This window comes from Streptomyces sp. NBC_00190 (assembly GCF_036203305.1).
Taxonomy (GTDB): Bacteria; Actinomycetota; Actinomycetes; order Streptomycetales; family Streptomycetaceae; genus Streptomyces.
On record NZ_CP108131.1, the window covers coordinates 6,713,905 to 6,728,934 of the forward strand.

Here is a 15,030-nt window from a genome sequence, read left to right on the forward strand (position 1 = left end):
GGCCGCGGGCCTAGTCGAGGTAGTCGCGCAGCACCTGCGAACGCGACGGGTGGCGCAGCTTCGACATGGTCTTGGACTCGATCTGGCGGATGCGCTCACGGGTGACCCCGTACACGCGGCCGATCTCGTCCAGCGTCTTGGGCTGGCCGTCGTTGAGGCCGTAGCGCATGGAGACCACGCCCGCCTCGCGCTCGGAGAGCGTGCCCAGGATGGACTGGAGCTGCTCCTGGAGGAAGGTGAAGGAGACCGCGTCGGCCGGCACGACCGCCTCGGAGTCCTCGATGAGGTCACCGAACTCGCTGTCGCCCTCCTCACCCAGCGGGGTGTGCAGGGAGATCGGCTCGCGGCCGTACTTCTGGACCTCGATGACCTTCTCGGGGGTCATGTCGAGTTCCTTGCCCAGCTCCTCCGGGGTGGGCTCGCGGCCCAGGTCCTGGAGCATCTGGCGCTGCACGCGGGCGAGCTTGTTGATGATCTCGACCATGTGCACGGGGATGCGGATGGTGCGCGACTGGTCGGCCATGGCACGCGTGATCGCCTGCCGGATCCACCAGGTCGCATACGTGGAGAACTTGAAGCCCTTGGTGTAGTCGAACTTCTCCACGGCGCGGATCAGGCCGACGTTGCCCTCCTGGATCAGGTCCAGGAAGAGCATGCCGCGGCCGGTGTAGCGCTTGGCGAGGGAGACCACGAGGCGGAGGTTGGCCTCCAGCAGGTGGTTCTTCGCGCGGCGGCCGTCCTCGACCAGGATCTCCAGCTCGCGCTTGAAGGCGGGCTTGTGGTCCTCCTCCTCTTCGAGCTTGTACTCGGAGAACAGGCCCGCCTCGATGCGCTTGGCGAGCTCGACCTCCTGCTCGGCGTTGAGGAGCGGCACCTTGCCGATGAGCTTGAGGTAGTCCTTGACGGGGTCGGCGGTGGCGCCGGCCACCATGACCGTCTGCGCCGGAGCGTCGTCCTCGTCGTCGTCGGACAGGACGAAGCCCTGGGTGCCGGCGGCCTTGGGGGCCTCTTCCTCGGCCTCGTCGGCGAGGTCCTCGGCTGCCCAGTCCTCACCCTCCACCGCGGGGGTCTCGCCCTCGTCGGCGTCCTTGGCGCTGGTCTTCTTCGCCGCCGTCTTCTTGGTGGCGGTCTTCTTCGCGGCGGTCGCGGTCTTCTTGACCGTCCGCTTCTTCGGCTCGGCGGCGGCCCCGGCCGTCGCCTCGTCCTCGATGGCGGATGCCGACGGAGCGGATATCGCCGCGGCGGTGGCGGTGGCCGCGCTGGTGGCCGTGCTGGTGGCAGACGTCTTGCGCGCGCCGATGGGGCGCGGCGGGGTGGTTGCCTTCTTGGCCACCGTGCGGGCCGGGGCGGCGGCTGCCTTGCGGGGCTTCTTGGCGGCAGTCTTGGTGGCGGGGGCCGCGCTGACGTGGAGGGCGACACCCTCCTCGTCCAGGACCTGGTTCAGGCTGCGCAGGACCCGCTTCCACTGGTCCACCGGGATGCGGCCGGCCTCGAAGGCCTGGCGCACGTCGTCACCGTTGATGTGACCCTGCTCGCGGCCGCGCTCGACGAGCGCGACGAGGGCCTCCGATTCGGCGATCTCCGGAGGGAACGTACGGGACGGGCTGAGCGACACAAGGAGCCTCTCGTTGCGAACAGATAAGGGGTGGGCGGGACATCATCGCGCGAACTCGGGAAACAGACCCGAGGGGGGTCTGTATTCCGGGGCCGCGCGAGGACGCCTGTCGGTTCATCGCATGCCCGAGTCGATTCGTTACGCGCTGAATTGAGTGACCTGCGCCACGCTGTGGCCGCGCAACCGATCCGGCGGGAATCCGTCCGCCCTCTCCGTCACCCCTTTTTGCGGGCTTCGATGAGGAAGCGGGCGGTGTGCGCGACGAACGGGCCTTCGCGTTCGATCCGTTCGTGCAGCTCGCGCAACCTGTCCCGGTACTGCCCGACCGTGAAGCCGGGCACCATCCAGATCACCTTCCGTAGAAAGTAGATCACGGCTCCGATGTCATGGAACTCCGTACGCAGTCGCTCGGAGCGCAGATCGACGACTTCGAGGCCGGCCTTCGTGGCGTCCGCCACGGCGTCGTCGGGGTGCCGGCCGCGCCGGACCTCCTCCGGCTGGGGCCCGAGGAAGTACTCGACCAGCTCGAAGACGCTCGCCGGACCGACCTGCTGGGACAGGTAGGTGCCGCCGGGCCGCAGGACCCGCGCGATCTCGTCCCACCAGATGGTCACCGGGTGGCGGCTCGTGACCAGCTCGAAGGCCTCGTCGCCGAAGGGCAGCGGCGGCTCGTCGGCGTCGGCGACCACCACCGCGCCGAGCGGGTGCAGCAGCCGGGTCGCCTTCGCGATGTTGGGCGGCCAGGACTCGGTAGCCGCCGTCAGCGGGGGCAGGGGGCCGGATCCGGCGAGGACCTCGCCGCCGCCGGTCTGGATGTCGAGGGCGGACCGGACGCGGGCCAGACGCTCTCCCAGCAGCCGCTGGTAGCCCCAGGAGGGGCGCTGCTCGGTGGCGCGGCCGTCGAGCCAGGAGAAGTCCCAGCCGTCCACGGAGACGGATTCGGCCTCGGCGACGAGATGGTCGAAAGTACGCGTCATGTCTTGATCGTCCCAGGTCGGGCCACGGCTATCCACCGGATATGTCGACTACAGTGGACGGCGGGCCGTGACTGGCGTTCGGGTGGATCACCACCGGGGAGCGGCCCGGCGTACGTCCGTACGTCGACTGCCGCGCGCCTGGGCGAACCGCGATCCGCAGCGACGTTCAGGAGACCCCGTGACGACCGCCCAGACTGCCACCGCCTCTGCCCAGCTGATGGACGGCACGGCCCTCGCCCGCCGCATCTCGGAGCAGACCGCCGCCTACGCGGCGAAGATCACCGAGCGCACCGGTACCGCGCCCTGTCTCGCGACCGTGCTGGTCGGTGAGGACCCCGCCTCCGTCACGTACGTACGCATGAAGCAGAACCGTTGCGCCAAGGCCGGGATCACCTCCCGCCACGTGGAGCTGCCGGCCGAGACCACCACCGAGGAGCTGGTGGCCACGCTCACCGCGCTCTCCGAGGACCCCGAGATCAGCGGCATCCTGCTCCAGCACCCCGTCCCGCACCACATCGACGAGCGCGCCGCCTTCGAGGCCATCGCGCCCGGCAAGGACGTCGACGGCGTCACCATGCACTCCTTCGCCGCCATGGGCTTCGGGCTGCCGGGCTTCGTCTCCTGCACACCCGGCGGCATCATGCGCCTCCTCGCCGCCTACGACGTGGACCTCACCGGGAAGCACGCCGTGGTCGTCGGCCGCAGCGCGATCCTGGGCAAGCCGGCCGGGATGCTGCTGCTGGAGCAGAACGCCACCGTCACCTACTGCCACTCCCGCACCCAGGACCTCCCCTCGATCGTGCGCCAGGCGGACGTGCTGGTCGCCGCCGTCGGCAAGGCCGAATTCATCCGGGGCGAGGACATCAAGCCGGGCGCCGTGGTCCTGGACGCCGGGTACAACGAGGGCAACGTCGGCGACGTCCACTTCGAGTCGGCCGCCGCCCGCGCCTCCCTGATCACCCCGGTACCGGGCGGGGTCGGCCCGATGACCATCGCCGTCCTGCTGGAGCAGACCGTCCAGGCCGCCGCCGCGCAGGCCGGGCTGGACCTCGCGGAGCTCTGAGCCGCGGCCCCGCAGCCGGCCGGCGAACGCCCCGGGCCCTCGGGCCCGGGGCGCTGTGTTTCCGCTTAGGCCTCGCTTAGGCCGTCTCGCGGGCCGCGGCGACGATGGGGGAGGTGCGGAACTCCCGGGCCAGGGCCCCCAGCGGGCTGCCGCCCAGCCGGTACGGGGACGGGTGCTCGCCCTCCGTACCGGCGGCCCCGCGCCGGCAGGCGACGGCGAGCACGGCCGCGTCCGCGACCACGGCGGCCCGGGTCTCGCTCATGCCCTGCCCGCGCGCCGCCTCGTACGCCGCGCCGCGCACGGCGGGGTCGAACCGGGAGGCGAGCGCCAGGATGCCGTCGTCGATGAAGGACTCACGGTGGATGAGGCGGGACCCGACCGGCGACCACCAGGCCAGCGGCACGGTCCGTACCCTGGCGGCCGCGGCTCCGCGCAGTGCCTTCCACAGCGGATACAGCCGCCGGTACTGGGTGAAGTCCCGCCAGGCCGCCGACCCGCCGACCAGCGGCACGATGAACCCCGCACCGATCAGCAGGGCCGCCCCGGAGACCAGCGACAGCGCCACGTCCGCGGAGGCCACCCAGTCCCGGCCGGCCCAGCGGGCCGCCACCGAGGCCCACTTCGCGGCGAGGTAGGCCAGGTCCAGCAGCCCGCCGCACACGATCAGCGCCAGTCCGGTGCGCAGCGGGCGCAGCGAGCGGTCCGCGCGCCACACCCACTTCCCGCACAGCACGGTCAGCGCAGAGGTCCCGACGGTGTGGGCCACCAGGAAGCAGACGATCATCTCGCGGATCCACGGCGTCGTGGCGTAGTACGTGTCCAGGTCCCGGACCCGCTCCACCGGCGCGTCGCCGATCACGAACAGCACGACGATCGCCACGGTCACCGCGCCGAACACGGCCGCCGTCAGCCGGGTGGCCTGCCGCACGGCCCGGGGCGGGCCGCCGCGCCACTGCAGGACCAGCACCACGCACGTCCCCGAGAAGACGGTGATCAGGCCGAACACCAGCGGCGCGGAGAAGTTGACCACGCCGGTGAGCCGGTTGACCGTGGAGATCGTCGACGGTGACGCCAGGAACGTGAGCGGGGCGCCCACGGCGAGCAGTGTGCACGCGGCCCGGTTCAGGGGCTGGTCCCAGTCCCGGCGCAGCGCCGGCAGCTTGATCAGCAGCGCCAGGAACATCACGGACCCCGGCAGATAGAGCAGGAGTCCGCTGCTCACCGGACCTGTCCGACGGGGTCGGCCGGGCCGACCGGGTCCGCCGGGTCCGTGCCGACAGGGTCTGCCGGGGCCGCCGGGGCCGTCGTTTCCACCTGGTTCGTGGCGACCGCGGCCGCCGGGCCGGCCGGGCCGAGCCCGGCGACGGCCCGCTCGGCCGCGGTGAGCGGCGGCGCGGTCAGGGCGCCCCGGTCCGAGGCGCGCAGCACGTGCCAGACCACCGACGGCTGGAGCCAGTGGGTGGGCGCGCTGCTCATGGTGAGCACCTTGAACAGGGCGGCGGTGAGTGCCTCGTCCGTGGTGGCGCCCGTCATCAGCCGGTTCACGTACGCGTTGAGCGCGCCGGTTCCGGCCCGCGGCTTCATCCCGGTGGCCCCCGGGTACAGGATGTCCTGCGAGGTGGCGAGCTCCCAGGCGGTGCTCACCAGCGGGGCGATCGCGCGCTGCGCCTCGCGGCCGAAGCCGGGGTGGGCGAGCCCCTTCTGGCGGATCAGGGCGCGCAGGGCCAGCAGCCCCTGGGCGGCGACCGTCATGCCCTGCCCGTACAGCGGGTTGAAGGTGGCGACCGAGTCGCCGACGGCGATGAAGCCGTCGGGCAGTTCGGCCTTCTCGAAGTAGATCCTGCGGTTGGCGGTGCCCTGGGTGACGGCGACGTCCGTCAGGGGCTTCTTCCCTTCGAGGAGCTCGCCGACGATCGGGTCCCTGATGTCCTTGGCGAACGGGATGAACCGGTCCGGGTCGCCGGTCGGCTGGCCGCCGCGGGTCCCGGAGAGGGTGGCCTGCCACTGGCCGTTCTCGATGGGCACGATCGTGGCCGTCCGGCCGGGGACGGGCACCCGGGGGTCGGACTGCACGTTGACGATGGGGAAGCCCATCTCGTGGGCTCCGGCCGGGGCTTCGAAGATCCTTGTCGCGTAGACGAGGCCGGAGTCGACCTCGGCCTGCCGTATGCCGGTGACGCCCAGTGCCTGGAGCCAGGTCCGGGCGCGCGAGCCGCGACCGCTCGCGTCGATCACGAGGTCGGCGGTCAGCAGCCGGCCCTCTTCCTCCGGAGTGTCGACCAGGACGCCGGTGACCCGGGCGGCCGTGCCCTCCAGGGCCCGGACCCGGCTCCGCTGGAGTGTGGAGATCCCTTTCAGTCCGGTCACCCGGGCACGGATCACCGAGTCGAGGAGGTCGCGGCTGCACGAGATGTTGAACTGCTTCTCCCCGACGCGCGGGATCCAGCCCTGGGCGGTCTTGGTGACCAGGTCGGTGGGCAGGCTGCGGCGGATGGCGCCCGCGGCCGTCCAGTCGTCGGTGATGCCGGGCAGGATCCGCTCGATGGCACGGGCGCCGCCCGACCACAGGAGGTGGGTGTGCCGGGCCTGCGGCAGTCCGCGCCGCGGCGCCGGGCCCTCGGGCAGCGGGTCCGCGTCGATGACGGTGACCGTCGTGTACTCGGCGAGGACGGCGGCCGCGAGCAGGCCGGACAGGCTGCCGCCGATGACGACGGCGTGGCGGGGCGGGGAAGGCTGGGTCATCGTGTCGTGCTCTCTGTCGGGGCCGTGCCGAGGGCATCGGCGCGAGGGGTGCGGGGCTGGCTGGGCGCGGGTCACCGGAGTGACGCGGGGCGCCCCCAGCCGAGCGAGGTCTGGATGCGCTCGATCGCCTCGGGGAACTGTTCTTCCCGGGGTGGTGGCAGGTACGGCTTGAGGAGCTTGCCGAGGTGCAGGCCGAAGATCTCGGCGCGGATCTCCGCCGGATCCTCGTGGTCGGCCCGGGCGGCGGCCTGGCGGATCACGGTGCTCAGCCCGGTGTCGGAGCGCAGCAGCCCGGCGAGGTCGCCGTGGCGTCCGGTGAGCCGCGCGGCCACCGCCATGCCCGGCCCGTGGCTGTCGCAGGTGCCCTCGTCCACGTGCCACAGCTCGTGGCAGGCGATGACGAGCTGGTGCTCGGGGCGAGTCCGCTCCTCGATGACGATCAGGTCCCGGTCGTCCATCTCCAGCCATAATCCGCTGGCCGTGTCCGGCGGGAAGGAGGCGAAGCGGAAGTCGACTTTCCGCCCGCCGCGGCGGCGGGCGTAGGCGGCGCACAGGGCCCCGATGATCCCGGTGGCCCCGGCCGGCGCCGAAAGGCGCGCGTCCGCGAGCAGATCGCCGGCGAGTCCGCGCATCGCCCGTGTGGTCCTCATACGTCTCCCCCCTCGGCGGTGTGGCCCCCGGCGGCCGCGTCCCCGCCGTCGCGGCCGGCGCCCGCGGCCGGACGGCCGAGCTGTCCTTCCCTGGCGAGCAGGTCGTCCAGGTGGTCGGCGAGCGACTTCCAGCCCCGCGGGGAGAGCCGGCCGGCCCGCGTGACGATGCTCCGTACGTCGTGCGCCCGCATCACGGCCAGCATCGGGTTCTCCTGCTGCCGCTCCGCGCACTCCAGTTCGCGCTCGATCGCCGTGAGGGCGGTGGCGAGCGCCTCGGTGTCGTCGGCCAGCAGGAAGCCGCCCTCCACTCCGTAGAAGCGCTGGATGCCGGCGGCCGCGGCGAGGTTCGGCAGGCCCTCGCCCTGGGCGAGGCGGGTCAGCGACTGGCCCGACGCGTCGAAGGACCTGGCGATGGCGGAGAGGGAGTGGGGCTGCCCGTCCTCCCGGAGCCGGGTACGGCGCAGGTGCTCGAACCGCTGGTGCACCTGTTCCTTCAGCGGGAGCCGGGGCGGCCTGCCGTCAAGGGTGAGCCGGATGGCCTGGGGGGTGATGCCGGTGAGGTGGGACAGGTGCTCCAGGTCGCCCCGGCCGTCCGGGGTGAGGGCGAGGGCCCGCTCCACCGAGCTCTTGCTGTCGGCCAGCAGGAAGCCGGCGTGGACCCCGAAGAAGCGCTGCACACCGGCCGCGTGGCCGAGCCGGGGAAGTCCGGTGCCCGCGTTGAGGGGGCCCAGCGAGGCGCCGGGGGCGTCGAAGTCGTCGGCGATGGCGGCGAGGGGCCACTCCCGGCCGTGCTTGTCGCGGCGGGTGGCCCGCAGCCGCAGGAAGCGGCGGTGGACCCGCTGTTCGAGGGGTTCCTCGGCGGCCGTGCCCGCAACCACCGAGGGAATGCGGGCCGGTTCGACACCGGAGAGATGGCTCAGCCGCTGGGCGGCCAGTACGTACGCGGGGTCCTGCCCGCTCCGCTCCGACAGCTCCTCCACGCGCCGCCAGAGCGCGGCGAGATCGGGTCGGGGAGCGGCTCGCACCGGCTGATTCTCCGTAAGTCGACAAGACGTTCGAGGGGCTGGGCTGGGTGAAGCCTATCCGGCCGCCCCCTGCCGAACCAGGGGAAACCCAACGTTTCCTGCCGTACAGCTCAAAAAAGGTTGGGCATGACTTCCGAGGTAATCGACCCCCGGAATGGGCCCGGGCACAGTGGGGCCAGCGGGTTCCGGAGCCGCGCACTCGGCGCCGGAACCCGTCTCCCACCAGGCCGTTCGACCTTGATGGAGGCTGATCTCCCATGTCCGCGACCCTGCTCGGCAGCATCGCCCGGACCACCGCGCCGCAGACCGCGCTGCGCCGCTTCCTCGCCCTCGACTCGGTGGTCACCACCGGCAACGGGCTCGCGTACGTCGCCTTCTCCGCCCCGCTGGGACGGCTGCTCGGGGTCGGCCAGAGCCTGCTGCTGGAACTGGGGGTCTTCCTGACCGTGTTCGGCGCCGGGGTCGGCTGGCTCGCCTCGCGCCGCCGGCCGCCGGTCTTCCCCGTGAAGTTCGTCGTCGAGGCGAACTACGCCTGGGCCGCCCTGAGCCTGGTGTCCCTGGCCGTCTGGTTCACGCCCACCACCGCCGGCCTGGTGTGGATCGCGATGCAGGCCGTCACGGTGGCTTCGTTCGCGGTGCTCCAGCAGCTGGCCCTGCGCTCAGTCGCCGAGAGAGCCGAGTGAGCGCAGGTACTTCACCGTCGCCGGGTCGGCCGGGAGCATGGTCTCGATGGCCAGCTCGGCGACGGTCACGTCCATCGGCGTGTTGAAGGTCGCGATGGACGACACGAAGGACAGCAGGTGGCCGTCGTGCTCGATGACCAGGGGAAGCGCGATGTACGGGACGGGCGCGTCCGGTTCGCTGTCGCCGGGGCGCTCGGCCACCGGGTAGGCGGACACCTCCTCGTACAGCGCGCGGAGCGGCCCGGACCTGGCCAGCGCGATCTGGCGCTCCATCTGGGCCAGCAGGTGCCCGCGCCACTCCTTGAGGTTGTGGATCTTCGAGGCCAGGCCTTCGGGGTGCAGGGTGATCCGCATGGCGTTCTGCGGCGGGGCCAGCAGGTGCTCCGGCAGTCCGTCCAGCAGCATCGCGATGCCCCGGTTGGCGGCGATGACGTTGTAGGTGGCGTCCACGACCAGCGCGGGGTAGGGCTCGTATCCCGTGAGCAGCCGCGAAATGCCCTCGCGCAGCGTCTCCATCGAGGGGTCGTCCAGAGCGGTCTGCGCGTAGTGGGGTGCGTAACCCGCCGCCAGCAGCAGGGCGTTGCGCTCCCGCACCGGCACGTCGAGGCGGTCGGCGAGCCGCAGCACCATCTCCTCGCTCGGCCGGGACCGCCCGTTCTCGATGAAGCTGATGTGCCGGGACGAGGAATCGGCGCGGCCCGCCAGCTCCAACTGGCTGAGGCCGCGCCGCCTCCGCCATGTACGGAGCAGGGCGCCGACCGTGGGCGTCGTGGTGGTCATGCGCACGACGGTAGTCCAGACAGGTCACCCCAGGTCGAAGACGTTCCGCAGTCCGAGACGGTAACGCCACAGGTCGTGGCGCCTGGCGGACTCGGCCTCCGGCGCCCGGTACAGCGGCCGGACCACGCACCGGGCGGCCTTCGAGCCGTCCCGGTCCAGCAGGGAGTTGACGGCGGCCCGGGCCGAGGCGTTCGCGCCCTCCATCGTCGCCAGGTCGATGTCGACCGCCACGTAGTCCCCGCTGAGGAAGAAGTTGGGGATGCGGGTGCCCGCGCTCGGCCGGTTGTGGAAGGTGCCGGTCGGGTGGATCAGCAGCTCGTCCTGGTTGGTGGGGTTCGGGGTGCCGAGCCCGTCCACGCCCGGGTCCAGGAACCAGGAGTGCAGCGCGGAGTCGCGCAGCAGGATCTTCCCGGTGTCGTTGAGGGAGGCCTTCAGCTGTGCCCACACCTCGCGCGCCACCTCCTCGCGGGTGCACTGCTTGGCGGTCTTCCCGTACAGGATCCCGGGTTTGTCCCACTCCGAGACGTCCACCGACAGGCAGTCGACGGCGGCGCCGTCGCCGTAGTCGGCGGGGAAGTCCCGGGACGGCCAGTGCTCGGCCTGCTGGATGGCCGTCAGTGACCAGGGCGAGTCGATGCAGTTGAGGTGGCCGTGCACCAGCGGGGCCCGCTCGGTGAGGTAGAACTGGATCCCGGTCATCCAGTCGGTCACCAGCCTGTCGCAGCGCCCCAGCATCGGATCGGCCGCCCGCAGCGCCGTGCTCCAGGTGCGCCGGGCGTGCTCGACGGGCAGGGCGCAGACGTAGTGGTCGGCGGTGACGGTCTGCCGCGCGCCGGACGGGTCCAGGACGGCGACCCCGCTCACCCGGCCGTTCCCGTACTGCACCTCGCGCACGGTCCAGCCGATCCTGAACTCGACGCCGAGGGAGCGCAGATGCGCCTCCCAGGGGTCGATCCAGGCTTCGTTGGTGGGCAGGTTGAGGATCCGGTCGGGCGGGCCGTCCGCGCCGCGGCCGAGCAGGTTGAAGACGAAGGCCTCGCCGAGGGTGCCGACCGTACGGGTGGAGGCTTCCTCGGCCTTGGTGGCCACGATGTTGCGGGTGATGCCGACCGCGAGGATCCGCTGGTACTCGCTCGACATCTGCGCGGCGCGCACGAAGTCCCACCAAGGGGTGTGCTCCCAGACCTCGTCCCGCCGTTCGTCGCAGCTGGTGAGGAAGACGAGTACGCGGTCGACGAAGTACGCGGTCTCGTACGGCGGGAGCCGGACCAGCGACTGCAGGATCCCGCTGAGGGAGCGCCGGAGCTCGTCGGGCGTCAGCTGGGCGGGGGAGTGCTCCGGCCAGGGGATGGGCGCGCGCAGGTCCTCGCGGCCGCCCGCCCGGGCGAACATCATCTCGCGCGGGGCGACGAGGTTGTCCCACACGCCGTTCGCGTTCCCGGGGAAGGGGATGCGCCGCATGGTGTCGGGCAGGTTGTGGTAGATGCCGGGGATGAAGCGGAAGCCGTGCTCGGCGGGCAGCGGCCGGCGCGTGCCGCGGGCGCTGCCGGGTACGTCCATGCTGCGGGCCTTGCCGCCGAGCGCCCGGCGCTCGTACACCGTGACGGCGTAGCCGCGCTCGGCGAGTTCGTGGGCCGCGGTCATCCCGGCCACCCCGCCGCCGAGGACGGCGACGCGTCTGCCGTCCGGCGGGGTCGAGGCGGCGGCCGCTGCCGACGCGGGGGCCGCCAGGGCCCCGGTCGCCGACAGGGCCCCGGCGGTGGCCGCCGCGCCCGCGCCCGCGATGAACGTACGCCTGGAACCGCCTGTGCCCGCCATGGCGATGCCACCCCTTCGTTCCCTTGTTACCACTGGTAACGGCCACGTCCGGCGCAGGAGCATAAGGGGGGCCTGGCGGGTGTGGAAGGCGCGGAAAGTACCCGAGCGCACTATGGCGCGAAAGGTTCGCCCGGCGTGCACTGTGGGAACCTTGACTGCACGTCACGGGGAATTCCGCGCGAAGAAGGAGCCGGTGCATGCCGAGTGAGCCGCTGTCACAGAAGGAGATCGAGGACCGGTTGCGGGAACTCCCCGGCTGGGCCTTCGAGGACGACCGGATTTCCCGCACCTACCGGCTGGGCTCGCACTTCGCGGCGAGCGCCCTCGTCACCCACATCGCCAGCGTCCAGGAGGAGTTGAACCACCACTCCGACCTGACCCTCGGCTACAACACGGTGCGCCTGTCGGTGAACAGCCACGATGCGGGCGGCGTCGTGACGGCGAACGACTTCGAGCTCGCCGAACGGGTCGAATCCCTCGCCCCGGCGCACGGAGCGAACTGATGCCGATACCGCGTCCCCTGCTCGACTACGACGCGGAGGCCGAGGCCTACGACGCCACCCGCGGCGGCACCCCGCGCGCCGGGGCCGCCGCCGCGGCGGTCCTCGGCCTGCTCCCGGCCCACGCCCGCACCCTCCTCGACCTCGGCTGCGGCACGGGCATCGTCACGAGCCGGCTGACCCGCCCCGGCTTGCGCGTCCTGGGCGCGGACACCTCGCAGGGGATGGCCGCGATGGCGGCCCGCCGCGGCGTCCCGGCCGTCCTCGCCTCCGCCACCCGGCTGCCGGTGCGGCCCGGTTCGCTGGACGCGGTGAGCGCGGTGTGGCTGCTGCACCTGCTGCGGGAGCCGGGCGCGGTCGAAGCCGTCCTCGCCGAGGCGGGGCGGGTGCTGCGCCCCGGCGGGGTGTTCGTCACCACCGTCGACAAGGACGCCGCGCACGACGTCGGCAGCGACATCGACGCCGTGCTCGCACCGCATCTGACGGACCGCCCCGCGGACTCCTCGGACCGGGTGGCGGCGTACGCGGCGGGCGCGGGCCTGCGGCCGGCCGCCGAGACCCGCTTCACCGGCCACGGCCAGGGCCGCACCCCGCGTGGCTGCGCCGAGGCCCTGCTGGCGGGGCAGTACGCCTCACGCGTCAGCCCGCGCGGCATCACCCCACGGGAACTGGCCTCCCGTCTGGAGCTGCTGCCGGGCCCGGACGTCCCCCGGGCGGAACCGACGTACCGCGTACGCAGTTTCGTACGCGCCTGACGGTTGCGGCCTTCACCTCAGGTCACGGGCAGTTCTCCTCGAACTTCACCGCGGTGAACGAGACGGGCTGACCCGTCAGCGGGGTACCGGCCGCAGGGCTCTGCGTGCACACCTTCCAGTTCGATTCCTGGAGCACCATGCGGCCCTGGGCGGCGTCCTTCACGGAGATGGAGGCGTTGGAGGGAAGGGCCCCGCGGACGACCTTGAGCGACTTACCGGCGAAGTCCGGCATGCTGCCGCCGGCCGCCGGCGGAGCACCGGCATCCTGGGCGGGGCAGCTCTCCTCCAGCTTCACGGAGCCGAAGTCGATGGTCGTGTCCGTGGAGACGGCGGCTCCGCCCGCCGGTGTCTGCGAGCAGACCTTCCAGTTCCGGTCCATGGCCTGGAGGCGCCCGCGGCCCAGTGCGTCATGGGACTTCAGCGAGTGGAACCCAGCGGCCTGGGCCTCGTCCTGTGCGGTCTGGAGTCCCTTGCCCACGAGGACGGGGAGGGTCGCCTTCTCGGCGCCGGAGCCGCCCGGAGCCGCGCCGGACGCGGCGGGGCCGCCGGGGGAGGGCGGCGTGACCTCCTGGCATCCCGTGAGGGCGAGCGTGCCCGCGAAGGCCAGCAGGGTGATGCTCCGGTGTGTGTGCATCTGCCCATGTTCGCGGGGCTGCTGACGCCCCGTGTGGTACGTGACGCATCTGTGACCGCGAAAGCCCCGCATTCGGCGGGGCTTTCGCGCCGTCGGCCGCCCGCGGCCGGTCAGACCGGCTCCAGGCGCCACCACTGCGACGCGGAGTCGGTGTCCTCGCCCTGCCGGGCGCGGCCCTCGGTGTCGGTCTCCAGCAGCAGGCCGCTGATGCACGCGACCAGGGACACCACGCCGGGATCGTCGAGGTGCTCCTCGACGATCCACTCCTGCGCGCCGAAGGCGTTGGCCCGCCACACCTGCACCCTGGCGCCGCCGTCCGTCGAGGCGTTCGCGACGTCGAGGCGCCGGTCGTTGTCCTCGCTCACCACATGGAAGATCCCGCCGCCGCTGTGGACCGGCGAGATCCGCCACCGGCGGGCGGCCACCGGTGCGGGCGGCCCGTCGGGGCCGACCCGCACCCGTGAGGCGCCCTCCAGCTGCAGCACCAGCCCACTGTCGGCGTTGCGGATCCGATAGACCCCTTCGGGGACGTTCACGCGTACGGTTCTCCCGGCTCTCTCAGCTCTCGGTTCTCGGTTCTCCCGGTCTCTCAGACGTCGAAGACGGCCGGGTCCGGACCGATCCGGCCGCCCGCCGGGCCCGCGCCCAGGGCGTCCAGCGCGGCGATGTCGGCGGCGTCCAGCTCGAACCCGAAGACGTCCGCGTTCTCCCGGATGCGCGCCGGGGTCACGGACTTCGGGATCACGACGGTGCCGTGCTGCAGGTGCCAGCGCAGCACCACCTGCGCGGCGCTGCGACCGTGCTTGGCGGCTATCTCGGCCACCGCCGGGAGCGTCAGCAGCTCCTTGCCCTGGCCCAGCGGGGACCAGGCCTCCGTGGCGATCCCGCGCTCGGCGTGCAGCGCGCGCAGCTCGGCCTGCGGGAACAGCGGGTGCAGCTCGATCTGGTTCACCGCCGGGACCAGCGTGCTCGTCGCCGCGAGCCGCTCCAGGTCCGCCGGGCGGAAGTTCGACACGCCGACCGCCTTGGCCCGGCCGCTCGCGGCGATCTCCTCGAACGTCTTCCAGATGGAGACGAAGTCCTCGCGCATCGGGCGCGGCCAGTGGATCAGGTACAGGTCGACGTAGTCGAGACCCAGCCTGCCGAGCGAGTCGTCGAAGGCGCGCAGCACCTCGCCGCGGCCCCACTTCCGCGACGGACCGTTCCACAGCTTGGTGGTGACGAACAGCTCCTCACGCGCCACCCCGGAGGCGGCGACCGCCTTGCCGGTGCCCGCCTCGTTGCGGTAGACGGACGCCGTGTCGATGCTGCGGTAGCCCGCCTCCAGCGCGGCCCCGACGATCCGCTCCGCCTCCGCGTCCGGCACCTGCCAGACCCCGAATCCGAGCTGGGGCATGAGCGTGCCGTTGTTGAGCTTGACGGTGGGGATGGTGGGGACCTGGCTCACGTCTGGTTCGTTCCCTCGGGTCGGCGGTACCGCGTCGTACGAGGGGCCACAACCGGCCCCTCGTACGACGTATTCCCGCCTCCCGGGCGCGGTTCACGCCGCGCCGGGAGAGGTCCCGAGATAGGCCTCCCGTACGAGCGGGTCCGCCCGTACCTCGGCCGCCGTGCCCTCGGCGAGGACCGTCCCGAGGTCCAGTACGACCACCCGTGCGCACAGGTCCATCACGAAGGCCACGTTGTGCTCGACCAGCAGCACGGCGCAGCCCTCCTCCCGTGCCAGCCGCCGCACGACCGCCGCGAGCTGCTCGCGCTCGGGGGCCGACATGCCGGAGGCCGGTTCGT

The 15,030-nt window shown here is 72.4% G+C and carries 16 protein-coding genes and 1 riboswitch; of the genes, 4 read left to right on the forward strand and 12 right to left on the reverse strand.

Annotated elements, in window-relative coordinates; all coding sequences use genetic code 11:
• Positions 1–10: 10 nt before the first annotated feature.
• Both OG429_RS31520 and OG429_RS31525 read right to left on the reverse strand, forming a co-directional pair.
• Positions 11–1,615: an RNA polymerase sigma factor gene (locus OG429_RS31520; RefSeq protein WP_328928644.1), complete on the reverse strand. Its 1,605-nt coding sequence runs from the start codon at positions 1,613–1,615 to the stop codon at positions 11–13.
• A 215-nt stretch (positions 1,616–1,830) separates the two neighbouring features.
• The gene (locus OG429_RS31525) at positions 1,831–2,592 is read right to left on the reverse strand and encodes a methyltransferase domain-containing protein (RefSeq protein ID WP_328928645.1); all 762 of its coding nucleotides are present in this window, start codon (positions 2,590–2,592) and stop codon (positions 1,831–1,833) included.
• Between the two features lie 57 nt (positions 2,593–2,649).
• A riboswitch (ZMP/ZTP riboswitch) is annotated at positions 2,650–2,743 on the forward strand.
• A gap of 66 nt (positions 2,744–2,809) precedes the next feature.
• On the opposite strand from OG429_RS31525, the gene OG429_RS31530 reads away from it, so the two are divergent.
• The gene (locus OG429_RS31530; protein ID WP_327388424.1) at positions 2,810–3,655 is read left to right on the forward strand and encodes a bifunctional 5,10-methylenetetrahydrofolate dehydrogenase/5,10-methenyltetrahydrofolate cyclohydrolase; all 846 of its coding nucleotides are present in this window, start codon (positions 2,810–2,812) and stop codon (positions 3,653–3,655) included.
• Between the two features lie 76 nt (positions 3,656–3,731).
• On the opposite strand, the gene OG429_RS31535 is transcribed toward OG429_RS31530, so the two are convergent.
• The 4 genes from OG429_RS31535 to OG429_RS31550 form a co-directional block, all read right to left on the reverse strand.
• The gene (locus OG429_RS31535) at positions 3,732–4,877 is read right to left on the reverse strand and encodes an MAB_1171c family putative transporter (RefSeq protein WP_328928646.1); all 1,146 of its coding nucleotides are present in this window, start codon (positions 4,875–4,877) and stop codon (positions 3,732–3,734) included.
• Positions 4,874–6,397: an FAD-dependent oxidoreductase gene (locus OG429_RS31540; RefSeq protein ID WP_328928647.1), complete on the reverse strand. Its 1,524-nt coding sequence runs from the start codon at positions 6,395–6,397 to the stop codon at positions 4,874–4,876. The genes OG429_RS31535 and OG429_RS31540 overlap by 4 nt, the downstream gene beginning before the upstream one ends.
• Positions 6,398–6,468: 71 nt before the next feature.
• Positions 6,469–7,047, reverse strand: coding sequence for a toxin-antitoxin system, toxin component (locus OG429_RS31545; RefSeq protein ID WP_328928648.1), 579 nt, complete (start codon positions 7,045–7,047; stop codon positions 6,469–6,471).
• Positions 7,044–8,072 (reverse strand): hypothetical protein, encoded by a 1,029-nt coding sequence (locus OG429_RS31550; protein ID WP_328928649.1) that lies wholly within the window; start codon positions 8,070–8,072, stop codon positions 7,044–7,046. The genes OG429_RS31545 and OG429_RS31550 overlap by 4 nt, the downstream gene beginning before the upstream one ends.
• A 257-nt stretch (positions 8,073–8,329) precedes the next feature.
• Between OG429_RS31550 and OG429_RS31555 the strand changes: the two genes are divergently transcribed.
• Positions 8,330–8,755: a hypothetical protein gene (locus tag OG429_RS31555; RefSeq protein WP_328928650.1), complete on the forward strand. Its 426-nt coding sequence runs from the start codon at positions 8,330–8,332 to the stop codon at positions 8,753–8,755.
• On the opposite strand, the gene OG429_RS31560 is transcribed toward OG429_RS31555, so the two are convergent.
• Both OG429_RS31560 and OG429_RS31565 read right to left on the reverse strand, forming a co-directional pair.
• Positions 8,732–9,535, reverse strand: coding sequence for a helix-turn-helix domain-containing protein (locus OG429_RS31560; protein ID WP_328928651.1), 804 nt, complete (start codon positions 9,533–9,535; stop codon positions 8,732–8,734). The two genes, OG429_RS31555 and OG429_RS31560, sit on opposite strands and share 24 nt — an antisense overlap.
• Positions 9,536–9,559: 24 nt before the next feature.
• Positions 9,560–11,353 carry a hydroxysqualene dehydroxylase gene (locus OG429_RS31565; RefSeq protein WP_328928652.1) on the reverse strand — a complete coding sequence of 598 codons (1,794 nt, stop codon included), beginning with the start codon at positions 11,351–11,353 and terminating at the stop codon, positions 9,560–9,562.
• A 197-nt stretch (positions 11,354–11,550) separates the two neighbouring features.
• On the opposite strand from OG429_RS31565, the gene OG429_RS31570 reads away from it, so the two are divergent.
• Together OG429_RS31570 and OG429_RS31575 are read left to right on the forward strand one after the other, a co-directional pair.
• A complete protein-coding gene (locus OG429_RS31570; protein WP_328928653.1) occupies positions 11,551–11,856 on the forward strand; it encodes a 4a-hydroxytetrahydrobiopterin dehydratase in 306 nt (101 codons plus the stop codon).
• Positions 11,856–12,608, forward strand: coding sequence for a class I SAM-dependent methyltransferase (locus OG429_RS31575; protein ID WP_443051287.1), 753 nt, complete (start codon positions 11,856–11,858; stop codon positions 12,606–12,608). The genes OG429_RS31570 and OG429_RS31575 overlap by 1 nt, the downstream gene beginning before the upstream one ends.
• Positions 12,609–12,630: 22 nt before the next feature.
• Here the strand turns inward: OG429_RS31575 and OG429_RS31580 are convergent, their stop codons facing one another.
• The 4 genes from OG429_RS31580 to OG429_RS41510 form a co-directional block, all read right to left on the reverse strand.
• Positions 12,631–13,242: a hypothetical protein gene (locus OG429_RS31580; protein ID WP_328928654.1), complete on the reverse strand. Its 612-nt coding sequence runs from the start codon at positions 13,240–13,242 to the stop codon at positions 12,631–12,633.
• 110 nt (positions 13,243–13,352) lie between these two features.
• On the reverse strand, positions 13,353–13,778 hold the full coding sequence (locus OG429_RS31585; RefSeq protein WP_328928655.1) for an RICIN domain-containing protein: 426 nt from the start codon (positions 13,776–13,778) through the stop codon (positions 13,353–13,355).
• A 53-nt stretch (positions 13,779–13,831) separates the two neighbouring features.
• Positions 13,832–14,638: an aldo/keto reductase gene (locus OG429_RS31590; protein WP_328930481.1), complete on the reverse strand. Its 807-nt coding sequence runs from the start codon at positions 14,636–14,638 to the stop codon at positions 13,832–13,834.
• A 144-nt stretch (positions 14,639–14,782) separates the two neighbouring features.
• Complete coding sequence (locus tag OG429_RS41510; RefSeq protein WP_405922449.1) at positions 14,783–15,013, reverse strand: hypothetical protein; 231 nt, start codon at positions 15,011–15,013, stop codon at positions 14,783–14,785.
• Positions 15,014–15,030 lie beyond the last annotated feature (17 nt).

Bases quoted from the DNA above. Each gene is read 5' to 3' on its own strand.
- OG429_RS31525 (WP_328928645.1), bottom strand. From the start codon at position 2,592: ATGACGCGTACTTTCGACCATCTCGTCGCCGAGGCCGAATCCGTCTCC.
- OG429_RS31530 (WP_327388424.1), top strand. From the start codon at position 2,810: ATGGACGGCACGGCCCTCGCCCGCCGCATCTCGGAGCAGACCGCCGCC.
- OG429_RS31540 (WP_328928647.1), bottom strand. From the start codon at position 6,397: ATGACCCAGCCTTCCCCGCCCCGCCACGCCGTCGTCATCGGCGGCAGC.
- OG429_RS31545 (WP_328928648.1), bottom strand. From the start codon at position 7,047: ATGAGGACCACACGGGCGATGCGCGGACTCGCCGGCGATCTGCTCGCG.
- OG429_RS31555 (WP_328928650.1), top strand. From the start codon at position 8,330: ATGTCCGCGACCCTGCTCGGCAGCATCGCCCGGACCACCGCGCCGCAG.
- OG429_RS31560 (WP_328928651.1), bottom strand. From the start codon at position 9,535: ATGACCACCACGACGCCCACGGTCGGCGCCCTGCTCCGTACATGGCGG.
- OG429_RS31565 (WP_328928652.1), bottom strand. From the start codon at position 11,353: ATGGCGGGCACAGGCGGTTCCAGGCGTACGTTCATCGCGGGCGCGGGC.
- OG429_RS31570 (WP_328928653.1), top strand. From the start codon at position 11,551: ATGCCGAGTGAGCCGCTGTCACAGAAGGAGATCGAGGACCGGTTGCGG.
- OG429_RS31575 (WP_443051287.1), top strand. From the start codon at position 11,856: ATGCCGATACCGCGTCCCCTGCTCGACTACGACGCGGAGGCCGAGGCC.
- OG429_RS31580 (WP_328928654.1), bottom strand. From the start codon at position 13,242: ATGCACACACACCGGAGCATCACCCTGCTGGCCTTCGCGGGCACGCTC.
- OG429_RS31590 (WP_328930481.1), bottom strand. From the start codon at position 14,638: ATGCCCCAGCTCGGATTCGGGGTCTGGCAGGTGCCGGACGCGGAGGCG.
- OG429_RS41510 (WP_405922449.1), bottom strand. From the start codon at position 15,013: ATGTCGGCCCCCGAGCGCGAGCAGCTCGCGGCGGTCGTGCGGCGGCTG.